Raw genomic sequence first — 23366 nt, 5'->3', positions numbered from 1 at the left:
TCATGGCCAAAGCAGCCGCCATCTACTTGACCGAGCTGGACCTCACCCGCCTGGAAAACGCTGCCACCCGCGCGGGCAACAATTCGCCGCTGGCCGATCTCGTCGACGACCTGATTGCCCGCGCCAACGTGGTGCCCAGCAACAAGATTCCCGCCGATGTGGTGACCATGAACTCGGTCGTGTGCGTGGTGGACGACGCCGGCGCCGAGCAAAAGTGGACGCTCGTCTACCCGGAAGAGGCCAACGTGGCGTCGGCCAAGCTGTCGGTGCTCTCGCCGATGGGCGCTGCGCTGCTGGGCGCGCGCGCGGGCAAGTCGGTCAAATACTCCGCGCCCAATGGTGCTCAGCGTTCGTTGCGCATCGATCGCGTGGCGTTCCAGCCCGAGGCGGCCGGCCAGCACACGCTGTAAGCCGGCTGCGTCCTATCGCGAGAGGCTGTACCCGACGCGCAACTGCGAGCCCAGCTTGTGGTTGTAGTCGAGCAGGCTCTCGCCGTAGCCGGTGAAATACTGGATGAACAGATAGCCGGCCGTGCCAGTGAAGATTCGGCTCATCGGATACGTCAATTGCGCGTCGACGCTCCCATAGGCCTTGCGGGTGCCCGTGCGCAGCGTGGCGGCCAGTTCCCAGCCGTTGGGCGCACCGTACGACACGCGGAAATCCCCGAAACCACGGTAGTGGGCGATGTCGGTGTTGCCGGTGCGCGTGAGGTACGCGTAGAGCTTGGGCTCGAACTTCCAGTGGTAATCGCTCAGGTCACCAAAGTGGAACGTCGGGCGTACGAATGCGGTGTTGATGGCGCGTGAGGCGTCACCGTCGCGACCGTTCGATTCGTGCTCGATGCCGGCCGCGAACGATAGCCGTGTGAGCGCGCCGCCATGGACGCCCGTGTCGGGGCGGTAATAGAAGACGCTCGGCCGGTAATTCGTATCCCTGAACGGCGCCGATTCCTTGCCCAGATCCCACAGCGAGAACTGCGTATAACCGAAATACAGGTTATCGAACAGCGCTGCCGATGCCGGGTTTTCCGGCTGAAAAATCCGAAATTTGAAGCTCAACTGAAACTTGGCGTTCAGGCCCCCATGCGCGCCCACGGCGGCGAACATGGGTTCGTGGAACGTCAGGCGCGCGGTTTCTTCCGGGGGGCGGGACGCCTCACCATTGCCTGCCACAGCCACGGGAATGGGCGGTGTAGCGGTTGCGTTGGCAGCGAGCGCACTCGGGTTGGTGCCGAGCGCGCCGCCGGGGCGGGTCGCTTCGGCGGCGGCGTTGCGGGCGGCGCCGGTGGGGGCGCCATCCGCGGCAATCTGCGGGGCGTCTGCGCCACGCACGAGCGTCACCAGAACGGGCGCTGCATCCAGGTCCGGCACATCAATCCGGACGGTACCGCGCAGCACCTCGGGCAGCGTGCCCGTATAGGCGACCGTGCGGACCTGGCCGAGACGCAGGTGCAGGGTTTCTTCGCCAGCGTTGTGTCGATCAAGAATCACTTCTACCGGGCCCTGCAGATCAGCGCTGGCGGTGACGCGTAGCTTGGCTGGCACGGCATAGCTGCGCTGGGCGGCGTCTCCCGAAATGACTAGGGTCAGATTGAACGGCTGGTTGGCATTGACGCGGCGGGAGGGCTGAAGGAGGGCAACGGCCGCATCGGCGCAGGGCACGGCGCATGCGGCAAGCAAGGTAGCGCCAAGGATGGATCGAAGCGAGGGCAACGGCATGGGCGCAAAAGCCAGGTTCGTGTCCGGCGAGTGGCAATGCGCGCAAGGGTACCACCCACACCTTTTGTGCCCGGTTTGCGGCTCCGGGCGTTCAAAACGCACGTTTTTGCCAGGGAGCGCACGTTTTCGGGTGCTTTCCCAGGAAAAACCGGCCAAAATGCTCAACTTTTCAAAATTCGGCCTTGAAAAGCCGGACGGCACTCCCACATCCGATCCAAGTTTGTATTCAGTGCAGTCCTGACACCAGATTCGAGGAGCAAGAACATGGGCAAAATCATCGGTATCGACTTGGGTACCACCAATAGCTGCGTCGCCATCATGGAGGGCAACACCCCCAAGGTGATCGAAAACGCCGAAGGCGCTCGCACCACCCCGTCGATCATCGCCTACATGGAAGATGGCGAGATCCTGGTCGGTGCCCCGGCCAAGCGCCAGGCGGTGACCAACCCGAAGAACACGCTGTACGCCGTCAAGCGCCTGATCGGCCGCAAGTTTGAAGAGAAGGAAGTCCAGAAGGACATCGGCCTGATGCCGTATTCCATCGTCAAGGCCGACAACGGTGACGCCTGGGTGGAAGTGCGCGGCCAGAAGCTGGCACCGCCGCAGATTTCAGCCGAAACCCTGCGCAAGATGAAGAAGACCGCCGAGGACTACCTGGGCGAGGAAGTGACTGAGGCCGTGATCACGGTGCCGGCATACTTCAATGATTCGCAGCGCCAGGCCACCAAGGACGCCGGCCGCATTGCCGGTCTGGACGTCAAGCGCATCATCAACGAGCCGACCGCGGCTGCGCTGGCATTCGGCCTGGACAAGAACGAGAAGGGCGACCGCAAGATCGCCGTGTATGACCTGGGCGGCGGTACGTTCGACATCTCGATCATCGAGATTGCCGACGTGGACGGCGAGAAGCAGTTCGAAGTGCTGTCGACCAACGGCGACACGTTCCTGGGCGGCGAAGACTTCGACCAGCGCATCATCGATTACATCATCGGCGAGTTCAAGAAGGAGCAGGGCGTCGACCTGTCGAAGGACGTGCTCGCACTGCAACGCCTGAAGGAAGCCGCTGAAAAGGCCAAGATCGAGCTGTCGAGCACGCAGCAGACTGAAATTAACCTGCCGTACATCACGGCGGATGCCTCGGGCCCGAAGCACTTGAACCTGAAGATCACGCGCGCCAAGCTCGAAGCGCTGGTCGAAGACCTGATCGCCCGTACGATCGATCCGTGCCGCACCGCCATCAAGGATGCTGGCGTGAAGGTGTCGGACATCCACGACGTGATCCTGGTGGGCGGCATGACGCGTATGCCGAAGGTGCAGGAGAAGGTGAAGGAGTTCTTCGGCAAGGAAGCCCGCAAGGACGTGAACCCGGACGAGGCCGTTGCCGTGGGCGCCGCCATCCAGGGCCAGGTGCTGGGCGGTGACCGTACCGACGTGCTGCTGCTGGACGTGACGCCGCTGTCGCTGGGCATCGAAACGCTGGGTGGCGTGATGACCAAGATGATCGGCAAGAACACGACCATCCCGACCAAGTTCTCGCAGACCTTCTCGACCGCCGACGACAACCAGCCGGCCGTGACGATCAAGGTCTACCAGGGCGAGCGCGAGATGGCCTCGGGCAACAAGATGCTCGGCGAATTCAACCTGGAAGGCATTCCGCCGGCACCGCGCGGGACGCCGCAGATTGAAGTGTCGTTCGACATCGACGCCAACGGCATCCTGCATGTGGGCGCCAAGGACAAGGCGACCGGCAAGGAAAACAAGATCACGATCAAGGCAAGCTCCGGCCTGTCGGAAGCCGAGATCGAGCGCATGGTGAAGGACGCCGAGGCCAACGCCGAGGAAGACAAGAAGCTGCGCGAACTGGTCGACTCCCGTAACCAAGGTGAAGCGCTGGTGCACTCGACCAAGAAGGCACTGGGCGAGTACGGCGACAAGCTGGAAGCTGGCGAGAAGGACAAGATCGAAGCCGCGATCAAGGAACTTGAAGAGACCCTAAAGGGCACCGACAAGGCCGCGATCGACGCTAAGACCGAAGCGCTGGCAACCGCCTCGCAGAAGCTCGGCGAGAAGGTCTACGCCGACATGCAAGCCAAGGGCGAAGCCGGCGGTGCTGAACAAGCCGCCGCCGGTGCCCACGCAGGCGCGCAAGCCGGACAAGGCGCACCGCACGACGATAACGTCGTCGATGCCGAGTTCAAGGAAGTGAACGACAAGAAGTAAGCCAGATCGTCCGCCAGGCGGACGTGAGGGTACGCCGGGCAGTGATCATCGGGTTGTGCGGGACGCACCTGATGTCACGCTCGGCTTTTTTGCTATTCGACACGCAGTAAAAACAGGCGACGACTAAAGCCACCATGGCAAAACGTGATTACTACGAAGTGCTCGGGGTGGGTAAGAACGCGAGCGACGACGAGATCAAGAAGGCGTATCGCAAGCTCGCGATGAAGTACCACCCGGACCGCAATCCGGACAGCAAGGAAGCGGAAGACAAGTTCAAGGAGGCCAAAGAGGCCTACGAGATGCTCTCCGACGCTGAGAAGAAGGCTGCCTACGACCAGTACGGCCACGCGGGCGTCGACCCGAACATGGCTGGCGGCTTTGGCGCGGGCGGTGCAGGCTTTGGCGGCGGCTTTGCCGAGGCCTTCGGCGACATCTTTGGCGATATCTTCGGGCAGGCCCAGGGCCAGGGCGGACGTCGCGGCGGTGGCCCGCAGATGTATCGCGGCGCCGACCTGCGCTACAGCATGGAGATCACGCTGGAGCAGGCCGCGCATGGCTACGATACGCAGATCCGCGTGCCGCACTGGGACGAGTGCGACCACTGTCATGGCAAGGGCGCGGAGCCCGGTTCCAGCGTGGAGACCTGCCCCACCTGCCACGGCGCCGGTCAGGTGCGGGTGTCGCAGGGCTTCTTCACGATGCAACAGACGTGTCCGAAGTGCCACGGCAGCGGCAAGTACATCCCCAAGCCGTGTACCAAGTGCCACGGCCAGGGCAAGCTGAAGAGCCAGAAGACGCTGGAAGTGAAGATTCCGGCCGGCATCGACGAAGGCATGCGCATCCGTTCGTCGGGCAACGGCGAGCCGGGCATCAACGGCGGGCCCCCGGGTGACCTGTATGTGGAAATCCACATCAAGCAGCACGCGGTGTTCGAGCGCGACGGCGACGATCTGCATTGCCAGATGCCGATCTCGTTTGCGACGGCAGCCATTGGCGGCGACATCGAAGTGCCGACGCTGGGTGGTCGCGCCTCGTTCACGGTGCCCGAAGGTACGCAGGCCGGTAAGACGTTCCGCCTGCGCGGCAAGGGCATCAAGGGCGTGCGTTCGGGCTATGCGGGCGACCTCTACGTGCACATCAACATCGAGACGCCGGTCAAGCTGACGGAGCACCAGAAGGACCTGCTCAAGCAGTTCGACAAGTCCGTGCACGAAGGCGGCTCGCGGCACAGCCCGCAAGAGCAGTCGTGGCTGGACAAGGTAAAGAACTTCTTCTCCTCGTAAGAAGCCGCGCAAAGGTACCGCGCGGCCCGAGCTTGGCACTGTGATGCTCGTCGTACCGATGTACGGCTGCGCTTCTCGTACCAACCTCGGGCCGCTAGCTACGCTTTTCGAGGCTTCTTGAACACCATCTTTTCGATCAGGACTTCGTCATGCAGCCGCTCCAAGCGCCAGACGCCGGCGCGCCGTTCGCGCTGCTGGACGATGCCACCTCGGGCGACGCGCCGTGCTCGCGCTGGTACACCGGTTATGCCGGCGAGTTCTTCCGGCCGGCCGGCATGCTCGAGGGGCTGGACGATGATCTTCGTGCCGCCTGGCGCGAGGGTTTGCATGCCCTGATCATTGCGCCGTATGAGTTTGGTGGGCCGCTGGTCGGTCTGCCGGCTTTTACCGAAATCTCCTCCTCCTTGCCTGGTCACGATGGCCGCCTGCGCGTGCTGCTGTTTCGCACGATGCAGGTGCTGTCGCCGGCAGAGGTCGATACGTTGTTCGACGCGTGGCCCGAAGCGAGCGGTGCAGCGGGCCTGTTCGATTGTGCGGCCAGCGTCGATCACGCCACCTATACCGACGCCATCGCGCGCATCCATGACTGGATTGCGGCGGGCGATACCTACGAAGTCAACTACACGTACCGCCTGCGCATGACGGCGTTTGGCGCGCCAGCGGCGTTGTATCGGCGCCTGCGTGCGCGTCAGCCGGTGCCGTATGGCGCATTCATCGGACTGCCGGAGGGTGCGGCGATCCTGTCGTGCTCGCCGGAGCTGTTCTTTTCGCATCGCGCCGGCCAGCTTGTCGCGCGGCCGATGAAGGGCACCGCGCCAGCCTCCGGCGACGTCGAAGTCGACGAAGCCCGCGCCATCGCACTGGCCGCAGACGAAAAGAACCGCGCCGAGAACTTGATGATCGTCGACCTCTTGCGCAACGATCTGGGCCGCCTCGCGCGTGCAGGTTCGGTGCGCGTGCCGGCGTTGTTCGAGGTGACGCCGTTCGGCAGCGTGCTCCAGATGACGTCAACCGTCGAGGCCGAGATTCCGCCCGCCACCGGCCTTGCCGATTGCCTGCGAGCGTTGTTCCCGTGCGGCTCGATCACCGGCGCGCCCAAGCGGCGGACCATGGAGATCATCGAGGCGCTCGAGCCCGAGCCGCGTGGTCTGTACACCGGCGCCATCGGCTGGATCGATGCGCCTGCCGACGATCGAGCGATGGGCGACGCATGCTTCTCGGTGGCGATCCGCACGCTGGTCCTTGGCGCGCCCGGCACCGATGGTCTGCGTCGCGGCGAACTAGGCATTGGCTCCGGCATCGTGCACGACAGCATCGCCGATGAGGAGTACGCGGAGTGCCAACTGAAAGCGCGCTTCGTGACGGCGCTTGACCCGGGGTTGTCGTTGTTCGAGACGATGCGCGCGACACGCGATGGCGTGGCGCTGCTGGATTGGCATCTGGCGCGGCTGGAGCGTTCAGCGGCAGCCTTTGGTTTCCCGTTCGATCGGACTGCACTGACGAATGATGTGGCGCGTGCGTGCGCAACGCTGGAAGGCGAGGGCGCCTATCGCATGCGCCTGTTGCTTACCCCGGACGGTGGAGCAAACGTATCGGCCGTGCCGCTGTCACCGCTGCATGCCAGCTGGGATGCGCCGGTCCGCCTGCTGGTCGCATCGCAACCGCGTGAGGTCACGCACAGTCTGCCGACGCACAAGACCACGTTGCGCGAAGGCTACGATGCAGCCTGGCAGGCCGCCGAGCGCGCAGGTGCATTCGATGCCGTGTTCTTCAACGCCGATGGCACATTGGCCGAAGGGGGGCGCAGCACGTTGCTGGTCAAGCTCGATGGCGCGTGGTGCACTCCGCCGCTGTCCGCAGGCGTCTTGCCGGGGGTGATGCGTGCCGTGCTCTTGAACGACGCTTTGCCATGGCTTGGCGGGCCGCTGCAAGAGCGTTCGCTCACCCGCGCCGATGTTGCCCGCGCCGAGGCCATCGCCGTATGCAATGCCCTACGCGGCGTGGTGCCCGCGCATTTCGAGCCGGCCCTGACCGTCGACGTGCTCTAGCTTCCAGCGCGCCACGCCGGGCAGGTTGATGAGTTCGCGGTCGTGGCAGACCATCAGCAGCGTGCGGCCCTCTGCTGCCAGTTCTCCCACAAGTGCAATGACTTGCTCGCGCGCGGCGCCGTCAAGGTTCGATGTCGGTTCGTCGAGCAGCAGCACATCCGTTTGCAGGGCGCGAGCGCGCGCCAGTGCAAGGCGTTGCGTTTCGCCGCCGGACAGGCGTTCAGGCGGTACATCCACCACGTGCTGCAGCCCCGCCCAGCGCAGCGCATCTTCGACACGCTCAGCCAACTCCGCATGCGCGACACGGTGCGCGCCCGTGGTCAGCCCATAGGCGAGATTCGCGCGTACCGACGTGCGGAACAGGTATGGGTGCTGGTGTACGTAGGTCAGCCGCGCGCGCAGCTCGTGCGGGTAGGGTGACAGCGCCTGCCGCCCGCGGCCCATATCGACGGTCGCGCCATCGGCGGGGGCAAGCCCGGCCAGCATGCGCAGCAGCGTTGATTTGCCGACGCCGTTTGCGCCCGTGATGACAATCGCATGCCCTGCCGACAGCGCCAGGCGCGGAATCTCGAACAGAACGCGCGCGCCGTGCTGGCAGCGCAAGCCTTCAAACACCATCGTGGGCTGCGAGAACGCGCTCATGCCGGCTCCCTGCGATAGTTGCCAGCCCCTTGCAACCACGCCAGCACAAGGTTGACGAGCAGTGCCAGCACGATCAGCACGATGCCGAGTGCGATGCCCTGTGCAAACTCGCCCTTGCTTGTTTCCAGCGCAATCGCGGTGGTCATGGTGCGCGTGACGCCCTCGATGTTGCCGCCGACCATCAGCGCCGAGCCCACTTCGGCGATGACGCGCCCGAAGCCGGCCACCACTGCAGCCATGAGGCCGAAGCGCAATTCACGAAACACCGTCAACAGCAAACGGACGCGCCCGGCGCCCAGCACACGTGCGGTTTCTGCGAGACGCGGATCCGCCCGCTCAAGTGTAGTCAGTGCAAACGCCACGATCACCGGCAGCCCAAGCACCGCTTGTCCGAGGATCATGCCGCCTTGCGTGAACAGCAGCCCGAAGCCACCCAGCGGCCCCTGGCGCGAAAGCAGCAGATACAGCAACAGCCCGATCAGCACGGTCGGAAACGACAGCGATGCCTGCGCCAGCACCACCAGCGCACGGCGCCCCGCAAACCGGTGCATGGCGATGAGGTAAGCGATGAGCAGACCGGGGGGCGCCGCCAGCAGCAGCCCCGCGATCGCCACCTTCAACGACACCCAGACGATCCGCCACAACGCCGCATCGCCGCTGGCAAGCAGGGCGAAGGCGTCGACGGTGGCCGACCAGATTTCCATGCGGATGCCGCTCAGGCGAAGGTGTGTTCCGGGCCGGGGAACGTACCGTCCTTGACGGCAGCCACATAGGCGGCGACGGCACCATCGATGGTGGTCTGCCCGTCCATGAAGTTGCGTACGAATTTGGGGCGATGACCCGGGAACACGCCCAACATATCGTGCATGACGAGCACCTGGCCGGAGCACTCCAACCCGGCGCCGATGCCGATAGTCGGGATGGCAAGCAGACGCGTGACTTCACCGGCCAGCCCAGCCGGGATGGCTTCCATGACGACGAGTTGCGCGCCGGCGTCCTGCACGGCCAGCGCGTCGGCCTTCAGTTGTGCGGCCGCCTCGTCGCCGCGGCCCTGCACTTTGAAGCCGCCAAATGCATGCACCGATTGCGGCGTCAGGCCGATGTGCGCGCACACGGGGATGCTGCGTTCAACCAGGAACTTGATGGTCGGCGCGAGCCACACGCCGCCTTCGAGCTTGACCATCTGTGCGCCAGCCTGCATCACGCGCACGGCGCTGTGGAAAGCCTGTTCCGGCGTGCCATACGTGCCAAACGGCAGGTCCGACACGAGCAGCGCCTTGGTCGTCCCACGCGATACGCATTCGGTGTGATAGACGATGTGCTCCAGCGTGACCGGGAGCGTGGTCTTCTGGCCCTGCATCACGTTGCCGAGCGAATCGCCGACGAGCAGCACGTCGGTGCCGTTGCGATCCATCAGGGCGGCGAAACTGGAGTCGTAGGCGGTCAGCATGGCGATGCGCTCGCCGGCGGCGCGCATGGCCTGCAGCGAAGTCACCGTGACGGCCTTGCGGTTCGATTCCTGGAGATAGCTCATGGACTGAGACTCATTGGGGCATCGCGAGCGCCCACGCAGACCATGTGGTGCGTCGACTAGCGCGTTGCCAGCTTGATGAATTCCTTGGGCCCGCGCATCGCGTCGATGCGGGCGAGCAAGGTGCGGAAATCGTCGTCGTTGCCTGCGGGGTCGAAGGCAGCGGTGTCGACGATCATCGTCGGTGCGGCATCGTAATACAGAAACAGCTCGCCGTATGCGGCGCAGATGCGTTCGAGATACTCCGCATCGATGCCTGTTTCGTAAGGAACGGCGCGACGGGTGATGCGTGGCAGCAGGTCTTCGGCGCGCGCCTGCAGACAGATGACGAGGTCGATGCGCTGATGCGGCAGGGCCAGCGCATTGGCCATCGCGTCGTACAACGCGAGTTCATCGGCGGGCAGCGTGAGCTGGGCGAACAGCCGGTCGCGCGGCAGGAAGCTGTCGGCGACGATGCGCTCGCCGGCGAGCGTTGCCTTGTGCCACGCCTTCAGACGCTCGGCACGTTGCAGCAGGAAGCGCAGCTGCACCGGCAGCGCATAGCGCGCGGGGTCTTCGTAGAAGCGGGCGATGAAGGTGTTTTCGGCGGGCGTCTCGAACAACGTCGACGCGCGCAGATGATCGGCCAGACGCTGGGCCAGCGCGGTCTTGCCCACGCCAATGGGCCCCTCGACAACGATACGGCGCAGGTGGTCCAGGGCCATCGGCAGGTGTTTGTGCGTGGTGCGAATGATCAGGCGGCGGGCTGCTTGGCGCGCATGCACTGACACATCGTGGTCTTTTCGATGCGCTGGTCGGCCACGCCGGGCAGCAGCGCAGCCACGGCGCCAATGCCTGGAATCACGAGGTCGGGCGCCAGTTCATGCAGGGGCAGCAGGGTGAAGGCGCGTTGGCCCACGCGGGGGTGCGGCACCGTCAGCTCGGGTGAGGTGAGGACGTGGTCCCCGTAGAGCAGCAAGTCCAGATCGAGCGTGCGCGGCGCGTTGTGGAACGGGCGCTCGCGGCCGAACTGGTCTTCGATGTGGTGACAGATGCGGAGCAGCTGGTCGGCGGTGAAATGCGTATCGATGCGCACCACGGCGTTGATGTAGTCGTCGCCGCTGGATTCGACGGGCGCGCTGCGATACAGGCTCGATTTGCCGGTGACGGTGATGCCGACCTGCTGTGCGAGGCAGACCACGGCGTCTTTCACAGCCTGGCGCGCGTCGCCCAGGTTGGCGCCGATGCCGATGTACGCCACTGTCTTCACGTTTCCTCCGAACTTCCCGGATTGACGTCACCGACTGTATCCGATTTTGCCGGACCACGTCGGCGGCGACGGCGCTTGCCCGGACTCGCCGGACCAGCATTTGCCGAGGGGCTCGGGGCGTGCTTGGCTTGTGCCATGAGGGCTTCGCGGGCTTCGCCGTCGCCGCTCTGGAAGTCGGTCCACCAGTCGGCGAGTTCCTGTGGCAATTCGCCCGAGGCACAGCGCAGCGCGAGGAAGTCGTAGCCGGCGCGGAAGCGCGGCGACTCCAGCAGCCGATACGGCATGCGGCCCGAGCGCTTCTCAAAGCGCGGCTGCATGCTCCAAATTTCCTTCATGTCGGAGGTGAAGCGCCGCTGGATGGCGAGTTGCTCGGTCTGACGGTCGAGCACTTCATCCATGGCGGTGTGCAGCGCGGGGATCAGCGGCTCGCCGGCAGCGCGGCGGCGGTTCCAGTGTTCGACCACGTGATGCCACAGCAGGGAGGCAAACAGGAAGCCCGGCGAGACCGGCTTGCCAGCCTTGACGCGATCGTCGGTGTTGTCGAGCGCAAGCTGCACGAAGCGCTGGCCCATCGGCTGCTCCAGTGCGACGTCCAGCAGCGGCAGCAGGCCGCGATGCAGGCCCGCCTTGCGCAGCTCCTGCAGCGACGCCCAGGCGTGGCCCGACATCAGCAGCTTCAACATCTCGTCGAACAGGCGGGCGGCCGGCACGTTGTGGATCAGCGGGCCCAGCTCCGCGATCGGCGCGCGCGTGTCCGGGTCGATGTCGAAGCCGGTCTTGGCTGCGAAGCGCACCACGCGGAGCATGCGCACCGGGTCTTCGCGGTAGCGGGTGTGCGGATCGCCGATCATGCGCAGCGTGCGGGCGCGCATGTCTTCCATGCCGTGATGGTAGTCATGCACGGTTTCGTCGGCGGGGTCGTAATACATCGCGTTGACGGTGAAGTCGCGGCGGGTGGCGTCTTCGGCCTGGGTGCCCCAGACGTTGTCGCGCAGCACACGGCCGCTGGCGTCGACGGCGTGCGTGTGGTGGTCCAGCTCGGTGCGCTTGACGCGCTTGCCGGCGGGCACCTGCTCGGCGTCAACCGCGTCGACGAGCGCGCGGAAGGTCGAGACTTCGATGATTTCCTGATCGCGTCCGCCGTAGAACGTGACGTGCACGATCTGGAAGCGGCGCCCGATGATGCGCGAGCGGCGGAACAGCGCCTGGACCTGATCGGGCGTGGCGTTGGTCGCCACATCGAAGTCTTTCGGCTTGATGCCGAGCAGCAAGTCGCGCACGGCACCGCCCACGATGAAGGCGGCGTAGCCGGCTTCCTGCAGCGTGGATGTGACCTTGACCGCGTTGCGGGAGAGCAGCTTCGGGTCGATACCGTGCTCGTCCACGCTCCACACGCGCGCCTGGCGCGGCACGCCACCGGCGGAGGCCTTGGTGCGAGCCTTGGCCGCCTTCGGTGCCTTGGGCGCGCGGGTCTTCCTGGCGGCGGTCGCCCCGGGTTCAGCAGGTGCCTGAGGCTCTGCGGAGGTTTTGCCCAGCAGGCGATTGATGAGTTTCTTGATCACGCCACGCCCTGCTTAGAAGAGATCCATGATGCGCCAGTTGCGCGCGGCTGCGAGGTTGCGCAGCGTGTCGTCCGGGTTGGTGGCGACGGGGTCAGTCACTTCCTCCAGCAGCGGCACGTCGTTGGCCGAATCGCTGTAGAAGGTGCTTCGCTCGAAATCGCTCCAGCCGCGGCCCATGTTGGCCAGCCACTCGTGCACGCGCGCAACCTTGCCTTCACGGAAGCTCGGTGTGCCGGCCACATCGCCGGTGAAGGCGCTGTCCGGGCTGCCGTCGGTGGTGGCCGGTTCGGTGGCGATCAGGTGATCGATGCCGAACGCCTCGGCAATCGGGCGGGTGACGAAGCTGTTGGTGGCGGTGACCACGCAGCACAGGTCGCCGGCGTCCAGGTGCTTGTAGACCAGCGCTTGCGCTTGCGGCGTGATCTTCGGACGGATCACGTCGTGCATGAACTCGGCGTGCCACTGGGCGAGCGTGTCGCGCGGGTGGGCAGCGAGCGGTGCCAGGGCAAAGCGCAGAAACGCGTGGATATCCAGCGTGCCGGCTTTGTAGTCGGCATAGAACTGATCGTTCTTGCGCTGGTATTCGGACGCATCCACCACGCCGCGGCGAATGAGGAAGCGTCCCCACTCGTGGTCGCTGTCGGTGGGGATGAGGGTGTGATCGAGGTCGAAGAGGGCCAGATTCATGGGGCGCGATTTTACCCGAACGTTACATAACCGGCCGCGCCAGCCCCGGGGCTCACTTCATCAGCGCGAGCATGTCGCGCACGAGCGGCAGGGTGACGGCGCGCTTGCGGGCGAGCGAGTAGGTGTCGAGAGCGTCCAGCAAAGCCATCAGGCTCGGCATGTCGCGGTAGGAGTGCGTCACGAGCCACTGCGGCACATCGGCTGAGAGCTGCATGCCGCGTTCGCGGGCGGCCTGGCGCAGCGCTTCAACCTTGTCGGCGTCGGACAGGGGGCGCAACCAGTAGACCAGACCCCAACCCAGCCGAGTGCGCAGATCTTCACGCAGCGGCATCGCCATCGGCGCAGCTGCCCCGGAAATGGCGATGGCGGCATGCGGATGTGCGCGCACTTCATTGACGAGGTTGAACACGGCGATCTGCGCCCATTCGTCCAGGCGCTCGGCGTCGTCGATAGTCCAGACCGTGATGGTCGGGTCGAATTCGAAGGCCTCGGGCGGGGCGTCGGGTTCCAGCGTGCGGACTTCGTAGCCGCCGGCCTCGGTCTGGGCACAGATGGCCTGCAGCAGGTGGCTGCGGCCGCTGCCTTCCTCGCCCCACAGGTAGACCAGGCGGTCGGTGGCGGTACCGTCCACCACTTGCGGAATCAGGGCGCGCAGGCGCAGCACCGCCTCTTCGTTGCCGGTGGCGACGAAGTTGTCGAAGGTCGGGGCGGGTGTCGCACCGAGTTCGAGCGGGAGCTGTTCGGGTGTGGCCATGAAACGTGGAGTGGAATCGCCGTACTTTTCAGTTGCCTTCAGTTGCCTTTGGTGGCTTTCAATCCTGGTAGAGCCGGCTGCCCAGGTAAAGCTGTCGGATCTGCCGCAGACCGACCAGCAGCACAGCACTCATCGGTAGGGCGAGGAGGATACCGAAAAAACCGAACAATTGGCCAAAAGCCAGCAAGGCGAGGATGACCGCCAGCGGATGCAGGCCGATGCGTTCGCCCACCAGGCGGGGCGTCAGGTAGAAGCCTTCCAGGAACTGGCCGATGCCGTACACCACGGCCACCGCCAGCAGGCCATAGAGGTTGCCGAACTGCAACAGTGCGGCCAGGATGGCCAGCGTAAGCCCCACGCCAAAGCCGATATACGGGATGAACACGGCCAGCCCCGTAAAAATGCCCACCGGCAGCGCCACGTCAAAACCCGCCAGCGCCAGCCCCGCCGAGTAGTACACCGCCAGCACCAGCATCACGATGATCTGCCCGCGCAGGTATTGGGAGAGCAGGCCGTCGGTTTCGGCGGCCAATTCGCGTGCTTTGGGCAGCCAGCGGCGCGGGACGGAGGTTTCGAGCCGGCGCATGAGCATGTTCCAGTCCATCAGGAGGTAGAACATCACGATTGGGACGAGAAAGAAGAGGCCTAGCACCTGGACGGCCGCCGAGCCCGAGACGCGCAAATAAGTCAGCACCCGGGCCACCACGTCGTCAGGGCTGGCGGCGAGCTGTTCCGTGAGCAGGGCGCGCAGGCCGGGAAAATCTAAGCTGACATGCAGTCCCAATTCGTCCAGCTTGGGCGACAGAAATGCGTTGAGCTTGGCCAGCATCCCGGGCAATTGCTCGTGGATGGCCGGAATCTCCCGCTGCAGCACCGCCAGGATCAGCAGCATCAGCGCCACGCCGACCACCGACAGCACCAGGATCATCAAAAACACGCCCAGCACGCGCGGTACGCGATGGCGCTGCAGCCATTCCACGCCCGGGTGCAGGATGTACGACAGGATGAACGCGAAGACGAAGGGCGTGAGCGTCGGCGCCAGCGCCTTGAGCAGGGCCAGGAAGACAAGCGCCACGGCGATCCAGGCGAGCGTGCGCTTGGTTTCCTGTGACAGCACGGGGGCGTTCATGGGGGCGACGGTTCCGATGGCGGGGTGGAGGAGTCGGAAAAGCGGCCATCGGGACGGCCGCATCCGGTAAAATCGCGATTTTACTGGACCGGCGGGTCCGATTTTTGTGACTTCCCGCTGCCGTCTCGCTTTCTTTCCCGGTTTTTTCAATTCAGACGACTGTATGAGCGCTTCCGATACCCCATCCGCATCGACCGGCCTGTCTTACCGCGACGCGGGCGTCGACATCGAGGCGGGTGACGCCCTTGTCGACCGCATCAAGCCGTTTGCCAAGCGCACCATGCGCGAAGGCGTGCTGGGCGGCATCGGCGGCTTCGGCGCGCTGTTCGAGCTGTCCAAGAAGTATCAGGAGCCGGTGCTGGTGTCCGGTACCGACGGCGTGGGCACCAAGCTCAAGCTGGCCTTTGCGTTGAATCGCCACGACACGGTTGGCCAGGATCTGGTCGCCATGAGCGTGAACGACATCCTGGTGCAGGGCGCCGAGCCGCTGTTCTTCCTGGATTACTTCGCCTGCGGCAAGCTCGACGTCGACACCGCCGCCACCGTGGTCAAGGGCATTGCCCAGGGTTGCGAGCTGGCTGGCTGCGCGCTGATCGGCGGCGAAACCGCTGAAATGCCGAGCATGTACCCGGACGGGGAATACGATCTGGCCGGCTTTGCTGTCGGCGCGGTCGAAAAGCGCAAGATCATCGACGGCACCACCATTGCCGAGGGCGACGTGGTGCTGGGCCTGGCTTCGTCGGGTGCGCATTCGAACGGTTACTCGCTGGTGCGCAAGATCATCGAGGTGTCGCGCCCGGACCTGAACGCCGATTTCCACGGTCAGCGCCTGCAGGACGCCATCATGGCGCCGACGCGCATCTACGTGAAGCCGCTGCTGGCGTTGATGGAGAAGCTGACCGTCAAGGGCATGGCGCACATCACCGGCGGTGGCTTGACCGAAAACGTGCCGCGCGTGCTGCAAGACAACCTGACGGCCGTGCTGCACAAGAGCGCCTGGACGCTGCCGCCGCTGTTCCAGTGGCTGCAGAAGGCCGGCAACGTGGCCGATGACGAAATGCACCGCGTGTTCAACTGCGGTATCGGCATGGTCGTGATCGTGTCGGCGGCCGACGCACCGGCCGCCATCGCACACCTGAAGGACGCGGGCGAAACGGTCTACCAGATTGGCGAAATCCGTGCCCGCCAGGCCGGCGAAGCGCAGACGATCGTGGTCTGACGCGAAGCCCGCACCAACAAAAAACCGCCGATGCGTTCGGCAGTTTTTTTATGCGCGTCGTTGCGCGGGGGCTTATTTCAGCGGGACGTATTCTCCGCTGGCCGGGTCGTCCTTCTGCAGCGCACCGGTGTTCTTGTCGATGAGCAACGTGACGACGCGCGGGGCGGTGTTCGGATCGCCACCGCACGTCGGGGTGTGATTTTCCAACACTTCGACGCTGTTGTGCGTGTCGTCGGCCCGGTCCACCAGGAACGACAGGCATTCCTGCGGCAGGGTGGTCAGCTTGTACTTCTCGAGGGCGGCTCGGGCCAGATCGACGGCCTTGGCCTGTTCGGCTTCGCTGACGGCGGGCGCGCTTGCGGCCGGTGCATTGGCGGCGTTGGATGCGCCAGGGGCGGAGGCCGCAGGTGCGGAAGCCGGAGCGGGCACGGCAGGCTTGTGCGCGTCGTCGGAGCGGCCGCAGCCCGCAAGCGCGAGCGCTGCGAGCGCGGCAAGCAGCAGGGGTTTGGTCATGATGTGCGAAGCGTGTCGGCGATGATCAGCCCCCGACTTTACCCGGAACCGGCCGATCTTTTCCATGCCGCATACGCCTGTGGCATGCACACTGCGCAGGGCCGGTAGCCGGCGGCACGCGCATCGGCTTCGTCCAGGAAGAACACGCGGTGGCGCACATAACCGCCGCGCGCGATGGCCCGGCGTGCGGCGGCGCAATCGAGGCGGCCATAGATGCGAGCACGCTGATGCCCGCCTAGCGTGCCGGGCACGGCGCTCTCATAAGGCTGGCCGCAGGCGCCGATGAGCGTCCACGTTCTCACGCGGTTTCATGCGGCGGATTGCGCCTCGCGCTCCAGCAGCGCCAGCTTGCGCTCCACGCCCCAGCGATACCCCGAGGCGTTGCCGTCTCGGCGGATCACGCGATGACATGGGATGGCCACCGCAATGTGGTTGGTCGCGCAGGCCTGCGCCACCGCGCGCACCGCCCTGGGGGCACCGATGCGCGCGGCAATCTCGGTGTAGCTGATGGTGCTGCCGGGCGGCACTTCGCGCAGCGCCTGCCACACGCGCTCCTGAAACGCGGTGCCGCGCACGTCCAGCGGTAGGTCCAGGCCGATGGACGGCGCTTCGACAAAACCCACCACTTTCGCCACCAGATTTTCGAAGCTCGCATCGCCGCCGATGAGTTCGGCCTTCGGGAAGGTGTCCTGCAGATCGCGCACGAGCGCGTCGGGGTCGTCGCCCATCAGGATCGCGCAGATGCCGCGATCGCTCTGCGCCACCAAGATCGAGCCGAGCGAGCATTCGCCCACGGCAAAGCGGATCGTCGTCTGTGCGCCGCCTGCGCGGTAGCGGCTGGCCGTCATGCCGAGCACGTTGTCCGACGCCTCGTAGAAGCGGCTGCTGGCGTTGAATCCGGCGTCGTAGATGGCTTCGGTGACGCTGCTGCCGCGTTCCAGTTGCGCGCGCAGCTTGCGGGCGCGATGCGCATCGGCATAGGCCTTGGGCGTGAGGCCGGTGACGCTTTTGAACAGACGATGGAAGTGATACGGGCTCAGGCTGGCGTCTTGCGCCAGCGCGTCGAGCGTGGGCGGCGTGTCGGCTGCTTCAATGCGCCGGCACGCTTGCGCGACGAGCGCGGTTTGCTGCGCCCGGACGGTGGTCTGATCCGGGCCAGCACGGCGGCTCGGGCGGTAACCGGCGGCTTCTGCGTCGGCAGGCGTTTCGAAGAACTCGACATTTTCGGGGCGCGGCAGGCGCGACGGGCTGCTCGGCTGGCAATACACGCCGGTGGTCTTCACCGCATAGACGAATTGCCCGTCGGCAGAGGCATCGCGCGCCAGCACGCGAGCCCAGCGCGGGTCGTGTTCGACGAGGGTGGTGTCCGGTACGGGGCGGGCGGAGGTTTGCATGACGTCATCCAATGGACTGGGATGACTGTACTGTAGGTGTGGCCCCCTGGCGGGACACTCCGGGTCTTGCGGTCAAATTCGAAGCAGCGCACGCGTCACTTGACGCGGGGTGCTTTTTGCTGATCGGCGCGCGCGGCAGCCAGGTTGGTGGCGATCTGCTTGGCACCGGCAGATTCGGGCGGCAGCAACTGGTACAGGCGCTCCCAGTGGGCGATGGCATCGCTCACGTCACCACGTTCGACGGCGGCGGAAGCGGCCAGGGCCAGCGCTTTGGGCTCGTCCGGGTCGGCCTTCAGGGCAAGGCGCACCTGCTCGATGGGCGCACCAGCCAGGGCGCCGCCCTGCGCGGTGGCGAGTGCGTCGGCGTAATCGGCGCGCAGGCTGGCGACGTCGGGGGCAAGGGCGACCGCTTTGGCATAGGCGGCGACAGCATCGGCGGGCCGCTCCATCGTGCTGTAGGACCGCGCAAGCAGCGCCCAGCCGGGTGCGTCGTCAGGCGTGTCGCGCAGCCGTTTCGCCAAGCCGTTGACCATCGATTCGATCTGCGCATCTCCTCCGGTGTGGTCGCTGCGGGCGGCGGTCATCATGTCGCCGGGCATCCACAGAGCAGAGGGCTTTCCCAGGTGCTGGTACAGCAGCACGGCGAAGGTGGGCAACGCGGCCAGCAGCACTGCGGCGAACAGAACGGGGCGGCGGTCGGGTCGCGCCTGCGGGGTGCTGGCGGTGCCGGCTGTGTCGTCCAGCAGCCGCCGGCCAAGCTCTGCGCGTGCGTGCGCGTGGCCTGCGGCATCCATAGCGCCGGTGCGCAGGTCGGTATCCAGTTCGCGCAGTTGGTCTTGGTACCAGCGCACCATCTGGCTGCGCACGGTGGGGATTTGGATGTGCGTATCGCCCACATCGTTGCGCGCGCGTCGCAGCAATGGCGTCAGTAGAACCACCATGGTGACAGCCGTGAGGACGGCCGCGAGCAGCCAGAACAAGGTCATCACGGTCATGGACGGGGGTCTTCCGGTGGCGACGCCGCAAGCAGGGCGGCGAGGCGCGCTTGCGCGTCAGCGTCCATCTCGGCAGGGGGGGCCTTCTGCTGTTTGCGGGACGACACGATGCCGAACACCACCGACATCAGCAACAGCACCGGGCCGAACCACAGCAGATACGTCAGCGGTTTGACAGGCGGACGGTACAGGACGAAATCGCCATAGCGCTGCACGAGATAGTCCTTCACGTCGGCCTCGGTGGCGCCGGCACGCAGTTTTTCGCGAATCTGGCGGCGCAGGTCGACGGCCAGGTCGGCGTTGGAATCGGCGAGGGTCTGGTTCTGGCAGACGAGGCAGCGCAGCTGCTCCGACAGCGCATGGACGCGGGTGTCGAGATCGGTGTCCGACGCTGCGGCACAGGCGGGCGTCTGCAGCACGAACGCAGCGACGCCCGCGAGAAGGAGCGCAGCCAGTCGTTTATGCATGACCACCTTCCTGCTCCAGTTGCTGCAGAAGCGGCACGATCCTGCGTTCCATGGACTCGGCCGTCACGGGGCCGACCTGCCGATAGCGCACTACGCCAGCGCGGTCGATGACGAAGGTTTCCGGCACGCCGTAGACGCCGTAGTCGATGCCGACCTTGCCGTCTGCGTCGATGAGCGACGTGACATACGGGTCGCCCATTTGTTTGAGCCACGCGCGTGCCGCGTCGGCGTCGTCCTTGTAGTTCAGGCCGTAGATCGGCACGGCTGATTGCTTCGCGAACGCGTTCAGCACGGCGTGCTCTGCGCGGCAGGCGGTGCACCACGATGCCCAGACGTTGAGCATCCATACCTTGCCGCGCAGGTCTTGCGGCGTGAGGGGGCCGGCAGTCGATTCCAGCGCCGTTAGCCTGAACGCCGGTGCGGGCTTGCCGACCAGCGGCGAGGGCAGTTCGCGCGGGTCACGCGACAGCCCCGCCGCCAGCGCAATCACCAGAACAAAGAACGCTGCCAGCGGCAGCACGTAGCGCAGCTTCACCGTAGCTCCTCGGTCGCTGGCATCGCTAATGACGGGCCGCCCCGTGCAGTGTCGGGCGCGGCGCGCGATGACGTGAAGCGGCGGCGCAGCCGGTAGCGGCGGTCGCACACGGCCAGCAGCCCGCCCAGCACCATCAGCACACAGCCTGCCCAGATCCAGCCGACAAAGGGCTTGATGTAGATGCGCATGGCCCAGTTGTCTTGTCCGAGTGATTCACCAAGCGCGACATAGAGATCGCGCGTGATGCCGCTGTCGATGGCGACTTCGGTCGTGGGATTTTCCTGGCTGTGGTACAGGCGCCGCTCGGGTAGCAGCGTGGCCACGGGTTTGCCGTTGCGGCTGACGTCGACATGGCCGCGCAAGACGTCGTAGTTGGGGCCCTGCGCAGGCGCAACGCTGGCGAGGTGGAACATGTAGCCGCCCACCTCCACCTTGCCGCCCACGCGCACCGGCAGCTCGCGTAGCGTCTCTTGGCTGAGCACCAGCGTGACGCCCGCAATGAACACGCCGACCCCCGCGTGCGCCACCAGCATGCCAAAGTAGCTCGGCGGCAGTTGCCGCAGCGTCGTCAATCGATTGCCGGGCTGGCGAAGCTTTTCGGCCAGACTGGCCAGCGCGCTCACAAGACACCATGCGGCGAGCGTCAGCCCCAGGCCCGCCAGCGCGGACGTCCGATACAACACCGCCAGTCCGAGCCCGACGGCAACACTCGCCACTGCTGCCCATCGCAGCCGCACCGCCATCGACGGCAGCGCACCGTGACGCCAGCGTGCCAGTGGCGCGGCACCCATCAGCAGCACCGCAGGAGACATCAGCGGCACAAAGACCTGTTCGAAATACGCTGGCCCGACCGAGATCTTGCCCAGCCGCAGCACATCAAGCAAAAGCGGATACAGCGTGCCAAGCAATACCGTGGCGGCCGCCACCGCCAGCAGCACGTTGTTGGCCAGCAGGAACGATTCACGCGCGAACAGCGGGAACGTCGCGCCTTCCGAGGCGCTGCTGGACAACCGCTTTGCGCGCCACGCAAACAGACCGAGGGCGCCGCCCGTTACGATGCCCAGCAACGCGAGGATGAAGAGACCGCGCTTCGGGTCGACCGCAAAGGCGTGCACCGACGTCAGCACGCCCGAGCGGACGAGGAACGTGCCGAGCAGACTGAGCGAGAACGTGAAGATGGCCAGCAGCGCCGTCCATGCGCGGAACATGCCGCGCTTTTCCGTCACCGCCAACGAGTGGATCAGTGCCGTGCCTGCCAGCCACGGCATGAAAGACGCGTTTTCGACCGGGTCCCAGAACCACCAGCCGCCCCAGCCGAGTTCGTAGTACGCCCATGCGCTGCCGAGCATGATGCCGGTCGTCAGGCATGCCCAGGCGGCGGTCGTCCACGGCCGCGACCAGCGCGCCCAGGTGGCATCGAGCCGGCCCGACAGCAGCGCGGCCATCGCAAACGAGAACGCCACGGCAAAGCCCACGTAACCCATGTAGAGCATGGGCGGATGCGACACCATGCCCGGGTCTTGCAGCAGCGGGTTGAGGTCGCGCCCTTCCATGGCAGGCGGCAACAGGCGCAGGAATGGGTTGGATGCGAACAGCAAGAAAAGCAGCAGCCCCGTGCTGATGGCGCCCATCACGCCCAGCACGCGCGCCACCACGGGCAACGGCAGTTGACGGCTGAACAACGACACGGCCAGCGACCACAACGCCAGCATCGCCGTCCAAAGCAATATCGATCCCTCGTGTCCGCCCCACACGGCGGCCACGCGATAGGGCAGCGGCAGCGCGCTGTTCGAGTTGGCGGCGACATAGAGCACGCTGAAGTCGTTGCTGACGAAGGCCCATGTCAGCGCGCCATACGCCACGAGAACCAATGCACATTGCATGCGCGCAGCGGGTCGCGCCACGGCCATCCAACGCTCGTCGTCGCGCGCTGCGCCAACCAGCGGCAGCACGGATTGCATGGCAGCAGTCAGCAACGCCAGGATCAACGCGAAATGGCCTAGCTCGGCAATCATCGTGACGCGCTCCGGGCAGATTCCTTCGCCATCTGTTCGTTGACTTGCGCAGCGCGGCGTAGGGCATCAGCAGCTTCGGGCGGCATGTAGTTTTCGTCGTGCTTGGCGAGCACCTCGTTGGCGACGAAGACGCCGTCCTCACCGAGCCGGCCGCGTGCCACGACGCCCTTGCCTTCGCGGAACAGGTCCGGCAGCAAGCCGTGGTAGACGACCGGCACGCCGCGCGCTGTGTCGGTGACAATAAAGCGGATGGTCATGCCGTCACGTTCGCGCTGGATCGAGCCGCGCTCGACGAGCCCGCCCAGCCGGAAGACCTGTGCCACAGGCGCTTCCTTGGCGGCGATCTGGGTGGGGCTGAAGAAAAACACCAGATTGGAGCGGAATGCATTCAGCGTAAGCGCGGTAGCCGCACCCGCGCACACCAGCGCGGCGAGCAGGATGCCGAGGCGGCGTTGTCTGCGTGTCATTGGTCGCCGCCGTCAGGATGGGGATGACTGGCGCGATTGGTTGCGCGCCAGCGGCGGGCGAGCAGCAGCAACTCGGCCGCGATGCAGATGGCGGCCACGGCAAACGCGCCCGCAATATAGTCGACGTGATTGACGGAGAGCTGGCTCATGCCGGTGTGCTTGGGTTGAGGTCGTCGTCGGCGCGTTCGCGCATGATGCAGCGCACGCGAATCAGCGCCACGCAGATGCTGTACATCCAGCACGCGAGCGTCATCAGCAACATCCCGAGCAACATCGTCATCGCCATCGACGGAGCTGCCGTCAGGCTGATGGATGCGCCTTGGTGCAGCGTGTTCCACCACTGCACCGAGAAATAGATCACGGGGATGTTGACCACGCCAACCACGGCAAGCACGGCGCAGGCGCGCTCGGCACGGCGGGGGTCCTCAATGGCGCTCTCCAGTGCGATGAAGCCAAGGTACAGAAAGAGCAGAAGCAACTCCGACGTCAGGCGCGCATCCCATACCCACCACGTGCCCCACGTTGGCTTGCCCCACAGCGCGCCTGTCCACAGCGCAATGGCAGTGAACAGCGTGCCGGTGGGTGCCAGCGCCGAGGCCATCATCGACGAAAGCCGTGTGTGCAGCACCAGCGCCAGCGCGCAATAGCCGGCCACCACCAGATAGATGAACATCGACATCCACGCAGCCGGCACGTGCAGGAAGATGATGCGGTAGACCTCGCCCTGCTGCGCATCGGTGGGCGCCACCACAAAGCCAACGTAGAGGCCCGCGACAAGGAACATGAGTGCCGCCGCGCCAAACCACGGCACCAGCTTGCGCGCGAGTGGATCAAACCGCACGGGCGACGCATACGCGAGCCAGTTCCAGCGCCGGGAGGCAGGTTCGCGCGGGGCGGCAATGGGAGGGGTGTGGAGTCCTGATCGGTTCGTCATCGGG

Annotated in this window: 25 protein-coding genes; 5 read left to right on the top strand and 20 right to left on the bottom strand. The window is 65.6% G+C overall.

Annotated elements, in window-relative coordinates:
* Positions 1–2 precede the first annotated feature (2 nt).
* A complete protein-coding gene (gene rnk / locus CFE42_RS04830) occupies positions 3–410 on the top strand; it encodes a nucleoside diphosphate kinase regulator (protein WP_004631685.1) in 408 nt (135 codons plus the stop codon).
* A gap of 12 nt (positions 411–422) precedes the next feature.
* Here rnk and CFE42_RS04825 read toward each other — a convergent pair whose 3' ends face one another.
* The gene (locus CFE42_RS04825; protein ID WP_004631686.1) at positions 423–1718 is read right to left on the bottom strand and encodes a phospholipase A; all 1296 of its coding nucleotides are present in this window, start codon (positions 1716–1718) and stop codon (positions 423–425) included.
* A gap of 264 nt (positions 1719–1982) precedes the next feature.
* On the opposite strand from CFE42_RS04825, the gene dnaK reads away from it, so the two are divergent.
* The 3 genes from dnaK to CFE42_RS04810 all read left to right on the top strand — a co-directional run bounded on the left by dnaK (position 1983) and on the right by CFE42_RS04810 (position 7269).
* Positions 1983–3938 (top strand): molecular chaperone DnaK, encoded by a 1956-nt coding sequence (gene dnaK, locus CFE42_RS04820; RefSeq protein WP_004631687.1) that lies wholly within the window; start codon positions 1983–1985, stop codon positions 3936–3938.
* A 134-nt stretch (positions 3939–4072) separates the two neighbouring features.
* Entirely contained in the window at positions 4073–5221 is a 1149-nt protein-coding gene (gene dnaJ, locus CFE42_RS04815) for a molecular chaperone DnaJ (RefSeq protein WP_004631688.1), read from the top strand.
* Between the two features lie 149 nt (positions 5222–5370).
* Entirely contained in the window at positions 5371–7269 is a 1899-nt protein-coding gene (locus tag CFE42_RS04810; protein WP_004631689.1) for a bifunctional anthranilate synthase component I family protein/class IV aminotransferase, read from the top strand.
* Here CFE42_RS04810 and CFE42_RS04805 read toward each other — a convergent pair.
* The 9 genes from CFE42_RS04805 to CFE42_RS04765 are packed head-to-tail and all read right to left on the bottom strand — an operon-like array spanning position 7213 to position 14823.
* Positions 7213–7911: an energy-coupling factor ABC transporter ATP-binding protein gene (locus CFE42_RS04805; RefSeq protein WP_004631690.1), complete on the bottom strand. Its 699-nt coding sequence runs from the start codon at positions 7909–7911 to the stop codon at positions 7213–7215. The two genes, CFE42_RS04810 and CFE42_RS04805, sit on opposite strands and share 57 nt — an antisense overlap.
* The gene (locus tag CFE42_RS04800) at positions 7908–8615 is read right to left on the bottom strand and encodes an ABC transporter permease (protein WP_004631691.1); all 708 of its coding nucleotides are present in this window, start codon (positions 8613–8615) and stop codon (positions 7908–7910) included. Before CFE42_RS04800 ends, CFE42_RS04805 begins: the two co-directional genes overlap by 4 nt.
* Positions 8616–8626: 11 nt before the next feature.
* Positions 8627–9445: a 3-methyl-2-oxobutanoate hydroxymethyltransferase gene (gene panB / locus CFE42_RS04795; RefSeq protein WP_004631692.1), complete on the bottom strand. Its 819-nt coding sequence runs from the start codon at positions 9443–9445 to the stop codon at positions 8627–8629.
* 56 nt (positions 9446–9501) lie between these two features.
* Positions 9502–10146, bottom strand: coding sequence for a deoxynucleoside kinase (locus tag CFE42_RS04790; protein ID WP_004631693.1), 645 nt, complete (start codon positions 10144–10146; stop codon positions 9502–9504).
* 29 nt (positions 10147–10175) lie between these two features.
* On the bottom strand, positions 10176–10691 hold the full coding sequence (gene folK, locus CFE42_RS04785; protein ID WP_004631694.1) for a 2-amino-4-hydroxy-6-hydroxymethyldihydropteridine diphosphokinase: 516 nt from the start codon (positions 10689–10691) through the stop codon (positions 10176–10178).
* Positions 10688–12253, bottom strand: coding sequence for a polynucleotide adenylyltransferase PcnB (pcnB, locus tag CFE42_RS04780; RefSeq protein WP_004631699.1), 1566 nt, complete (start codon positions 12251–12253; stop codon positions 10688–10690). Before pcnB ends, folK begins: the two co-directional genes overlap by 4 nt.
* Before the next feature lie 12 nt (positions 12254–12265).
* Positions 12266–12940 carry an HAD family hydrolase gene (locus CFE42_RS04775; RefSeq protein ID WP_004631702.1) on the bottom strand — a complete coding sequence of 225 codons (675 nt, stop codon included), beginning with the start codon at positions 12938–12940 and terminating at the stop codon, positions 12266–12268.
* A 52-nt stretch (positions 12941–12992) separates the two neighbouring features.
* Positions 12993–13694, bottom strand: a complete 702-nt coding sequence (gene hda, locus CFE42_RS04770) for a DnaA regulatory inactivator Hda (protein ID WP_004631704.1) — start codon at positions 13692–13694, stop codon at positions 12993–12995.
* Between the two features lie 58 nt (positions 13695–13752).
* Positions 13753–14823 (bottom strand): AI-2E family transporter, encoded by a 1071-nt coding sequence (locus CFE42_RS04765; RefSeq protein WP_004631706.1) that lies wholly within the window; start codon positions 14821–14823, stop codon positions 13753–13755.
* A gap of 163 nt (positions 14824–14986) precedes the next feature.
* Between CFE42_RS04765 and purM the strand changes: the two genes are divergently transcribed.
* Positions 14987–16042: a phosphoribosylformylglycinamidine cyclo-ligase gene (purM, locus tag CFE42_RS04760; RefSeq protein WP_004631708.1), complete on the top strand. Its 1056-nt coding sequence runs from the start codon at positions 14987–14989 to the stop codon at positions 16040–16042.
* A 72-nt stretch (positions 16043–16114) separates the two neighbouring features.
* On the opposite strand, the gene CFE42_RS04755 is transcribed toward purM, so the two are convergent.
* From CFE42_RS04755 to ccmC, 10 genes are all read right to left on the bottom strand, one after another.
* Complete coding sequence (locus tag CFE42_RS04755) at positions 16115–16555, bottom strand: hypothetical protein (protein ID WP_037044366.1); 441 nt, start codon at positions 16553–16555, stop codon at positions 16115–16117.
* Between the two features lie 38 nt (positions 16556–16593).
* Positions 16594–16857 (bottom strand): Ada metal-binding domain-containing protein, encoded by a 264-nt coding sequence (locus CFE42_RS04750; protein WP_037044367.1) that lies wholly within the window; start codon positions 16855–16857, stop codon positions 16594–16596.
* Positions 16858–16863: 6 nt separating this feature from the next.
* The gene (gene ada, locus CFE42_RS04745; RefSeq protein ID WP_004631712.1) at positions 16864–17949 is read right to left on the bottom strand and encodes a bifunctional DNA-binding transcriptional regulator/O6-methylguanine-DNA methyltransferase Ada; all 1086 of its coding nucleotides are present in this window, start codon (positions 17947–17949) and stop codon (positions 16864–16866) included.
* A 95-nt stretch (positions 17950–18044) separates the two neighbouring features.
* Positions 18045–18944, bottom strand: a complete 900-nt coding sequence (gene ccmI / locus CFE42_RS04740; protein WP_004631713.1) for a c-type cytochrome biogenesis protein CcmI — start codon at positions 18942–18944, stop codon at positions 18045–18047.
* Complete coding sequence (locus tag CFE42_RS04735; RefSeq protein ID WP_004631714.1) at positions 18941–19411, bottom strand: cytochrome c-type biogenesis protein; 471 nt, start codon at positions 19409–19411, stop codon at positions 18941–18943. Before CFE42_RS04735 ends, ccmI begins: the two co-directional genes overlap by 4 nt.
* On the bottom strand, positions 19404–19946 hold the full coding sequence (locus CFE42_RS04730) for a DsbE family thiol:disulfide interchange protein (RefSeq protein WP_004631715.1): 543 nt from the start codon (positions 19944–19946) through the stop codon (positions 19404–19406). The genes CFE42_RS04735 and CFE42_RS04730 overlap by 8 nt, the downstream gene beginning before the upstream one ends.
* On the bottom strand, positions 19943–21961 hold the full coding sequence (locus tag CFE42_RS04725; RefSeq protein ID WP_004631716.1) for a heme lyase CcmF/NrfE family subunit: 2019 nt from the start codon (positions 21959–21961) through the stop codon (positions 19943–19945). Before CFE42_RS04725 ends, CFE42_RS04730 begins: the two co-directional genes overlap by 4 nt.
* The gene (gene ccmE, locus CFE42_RS04720) at positions 21958–22428 is read right to left on the bottom strand and encodes a cytochrome c maturation protein CcmE (RefSeq protein ID WP_004631718.1); all 471 of its coding nucleotides are present in this window, start codon (positions 22426–22428) and stop codon (positions 21958–21960) included. Before ccmE ends, CFE42_RS04725 begins: the two co-directional genes overlap by 4 nt.
* A complete protein-coding gene (locus CFE42_RS04715; RefSeq protein ID WP_004631720.1) occupies positions 22425–22577 on the bottom strand; it encodes a hypothetical protein in 153 nt (50 codons plus the stop codon). The genes ccmE and CFE42_RS04715 overlap by 4 nt, the downstream gene beginning before the upstream one ends.
* A complete protein-coding gene (gene ccmC / locus CFE42_RS04710; RefSeq protein WP_004631722.1) occupies positions 22574–23362 on the bottom strand; it encodes a heme ABC transporter permease CcmC in 789 nt (262 codons plus the stop codon). The genes CFE42_RS04715 and ccmC overlap by 4 nt, the downstream gene beginning before the upstream one ends.
* Positions 23363–23366: the final 4 nt, after the last annotated feature.

The sequence above is a fragment of the Ralstonia sp. PBBBR1 genome, from assembly GCF_002256165.1.
Taxonomy (GTDB): Bacteria; Pseudomonadota; Gammaproteobacteria; order Burkholderiales; family Burkholderiaceae; genus Ralstonia; species Ralstonia thomasii.
Note: the sequence above shows the minus strand (reverse complement) of the source record. Positions and strands in the feature narration are given on the sequence as shown.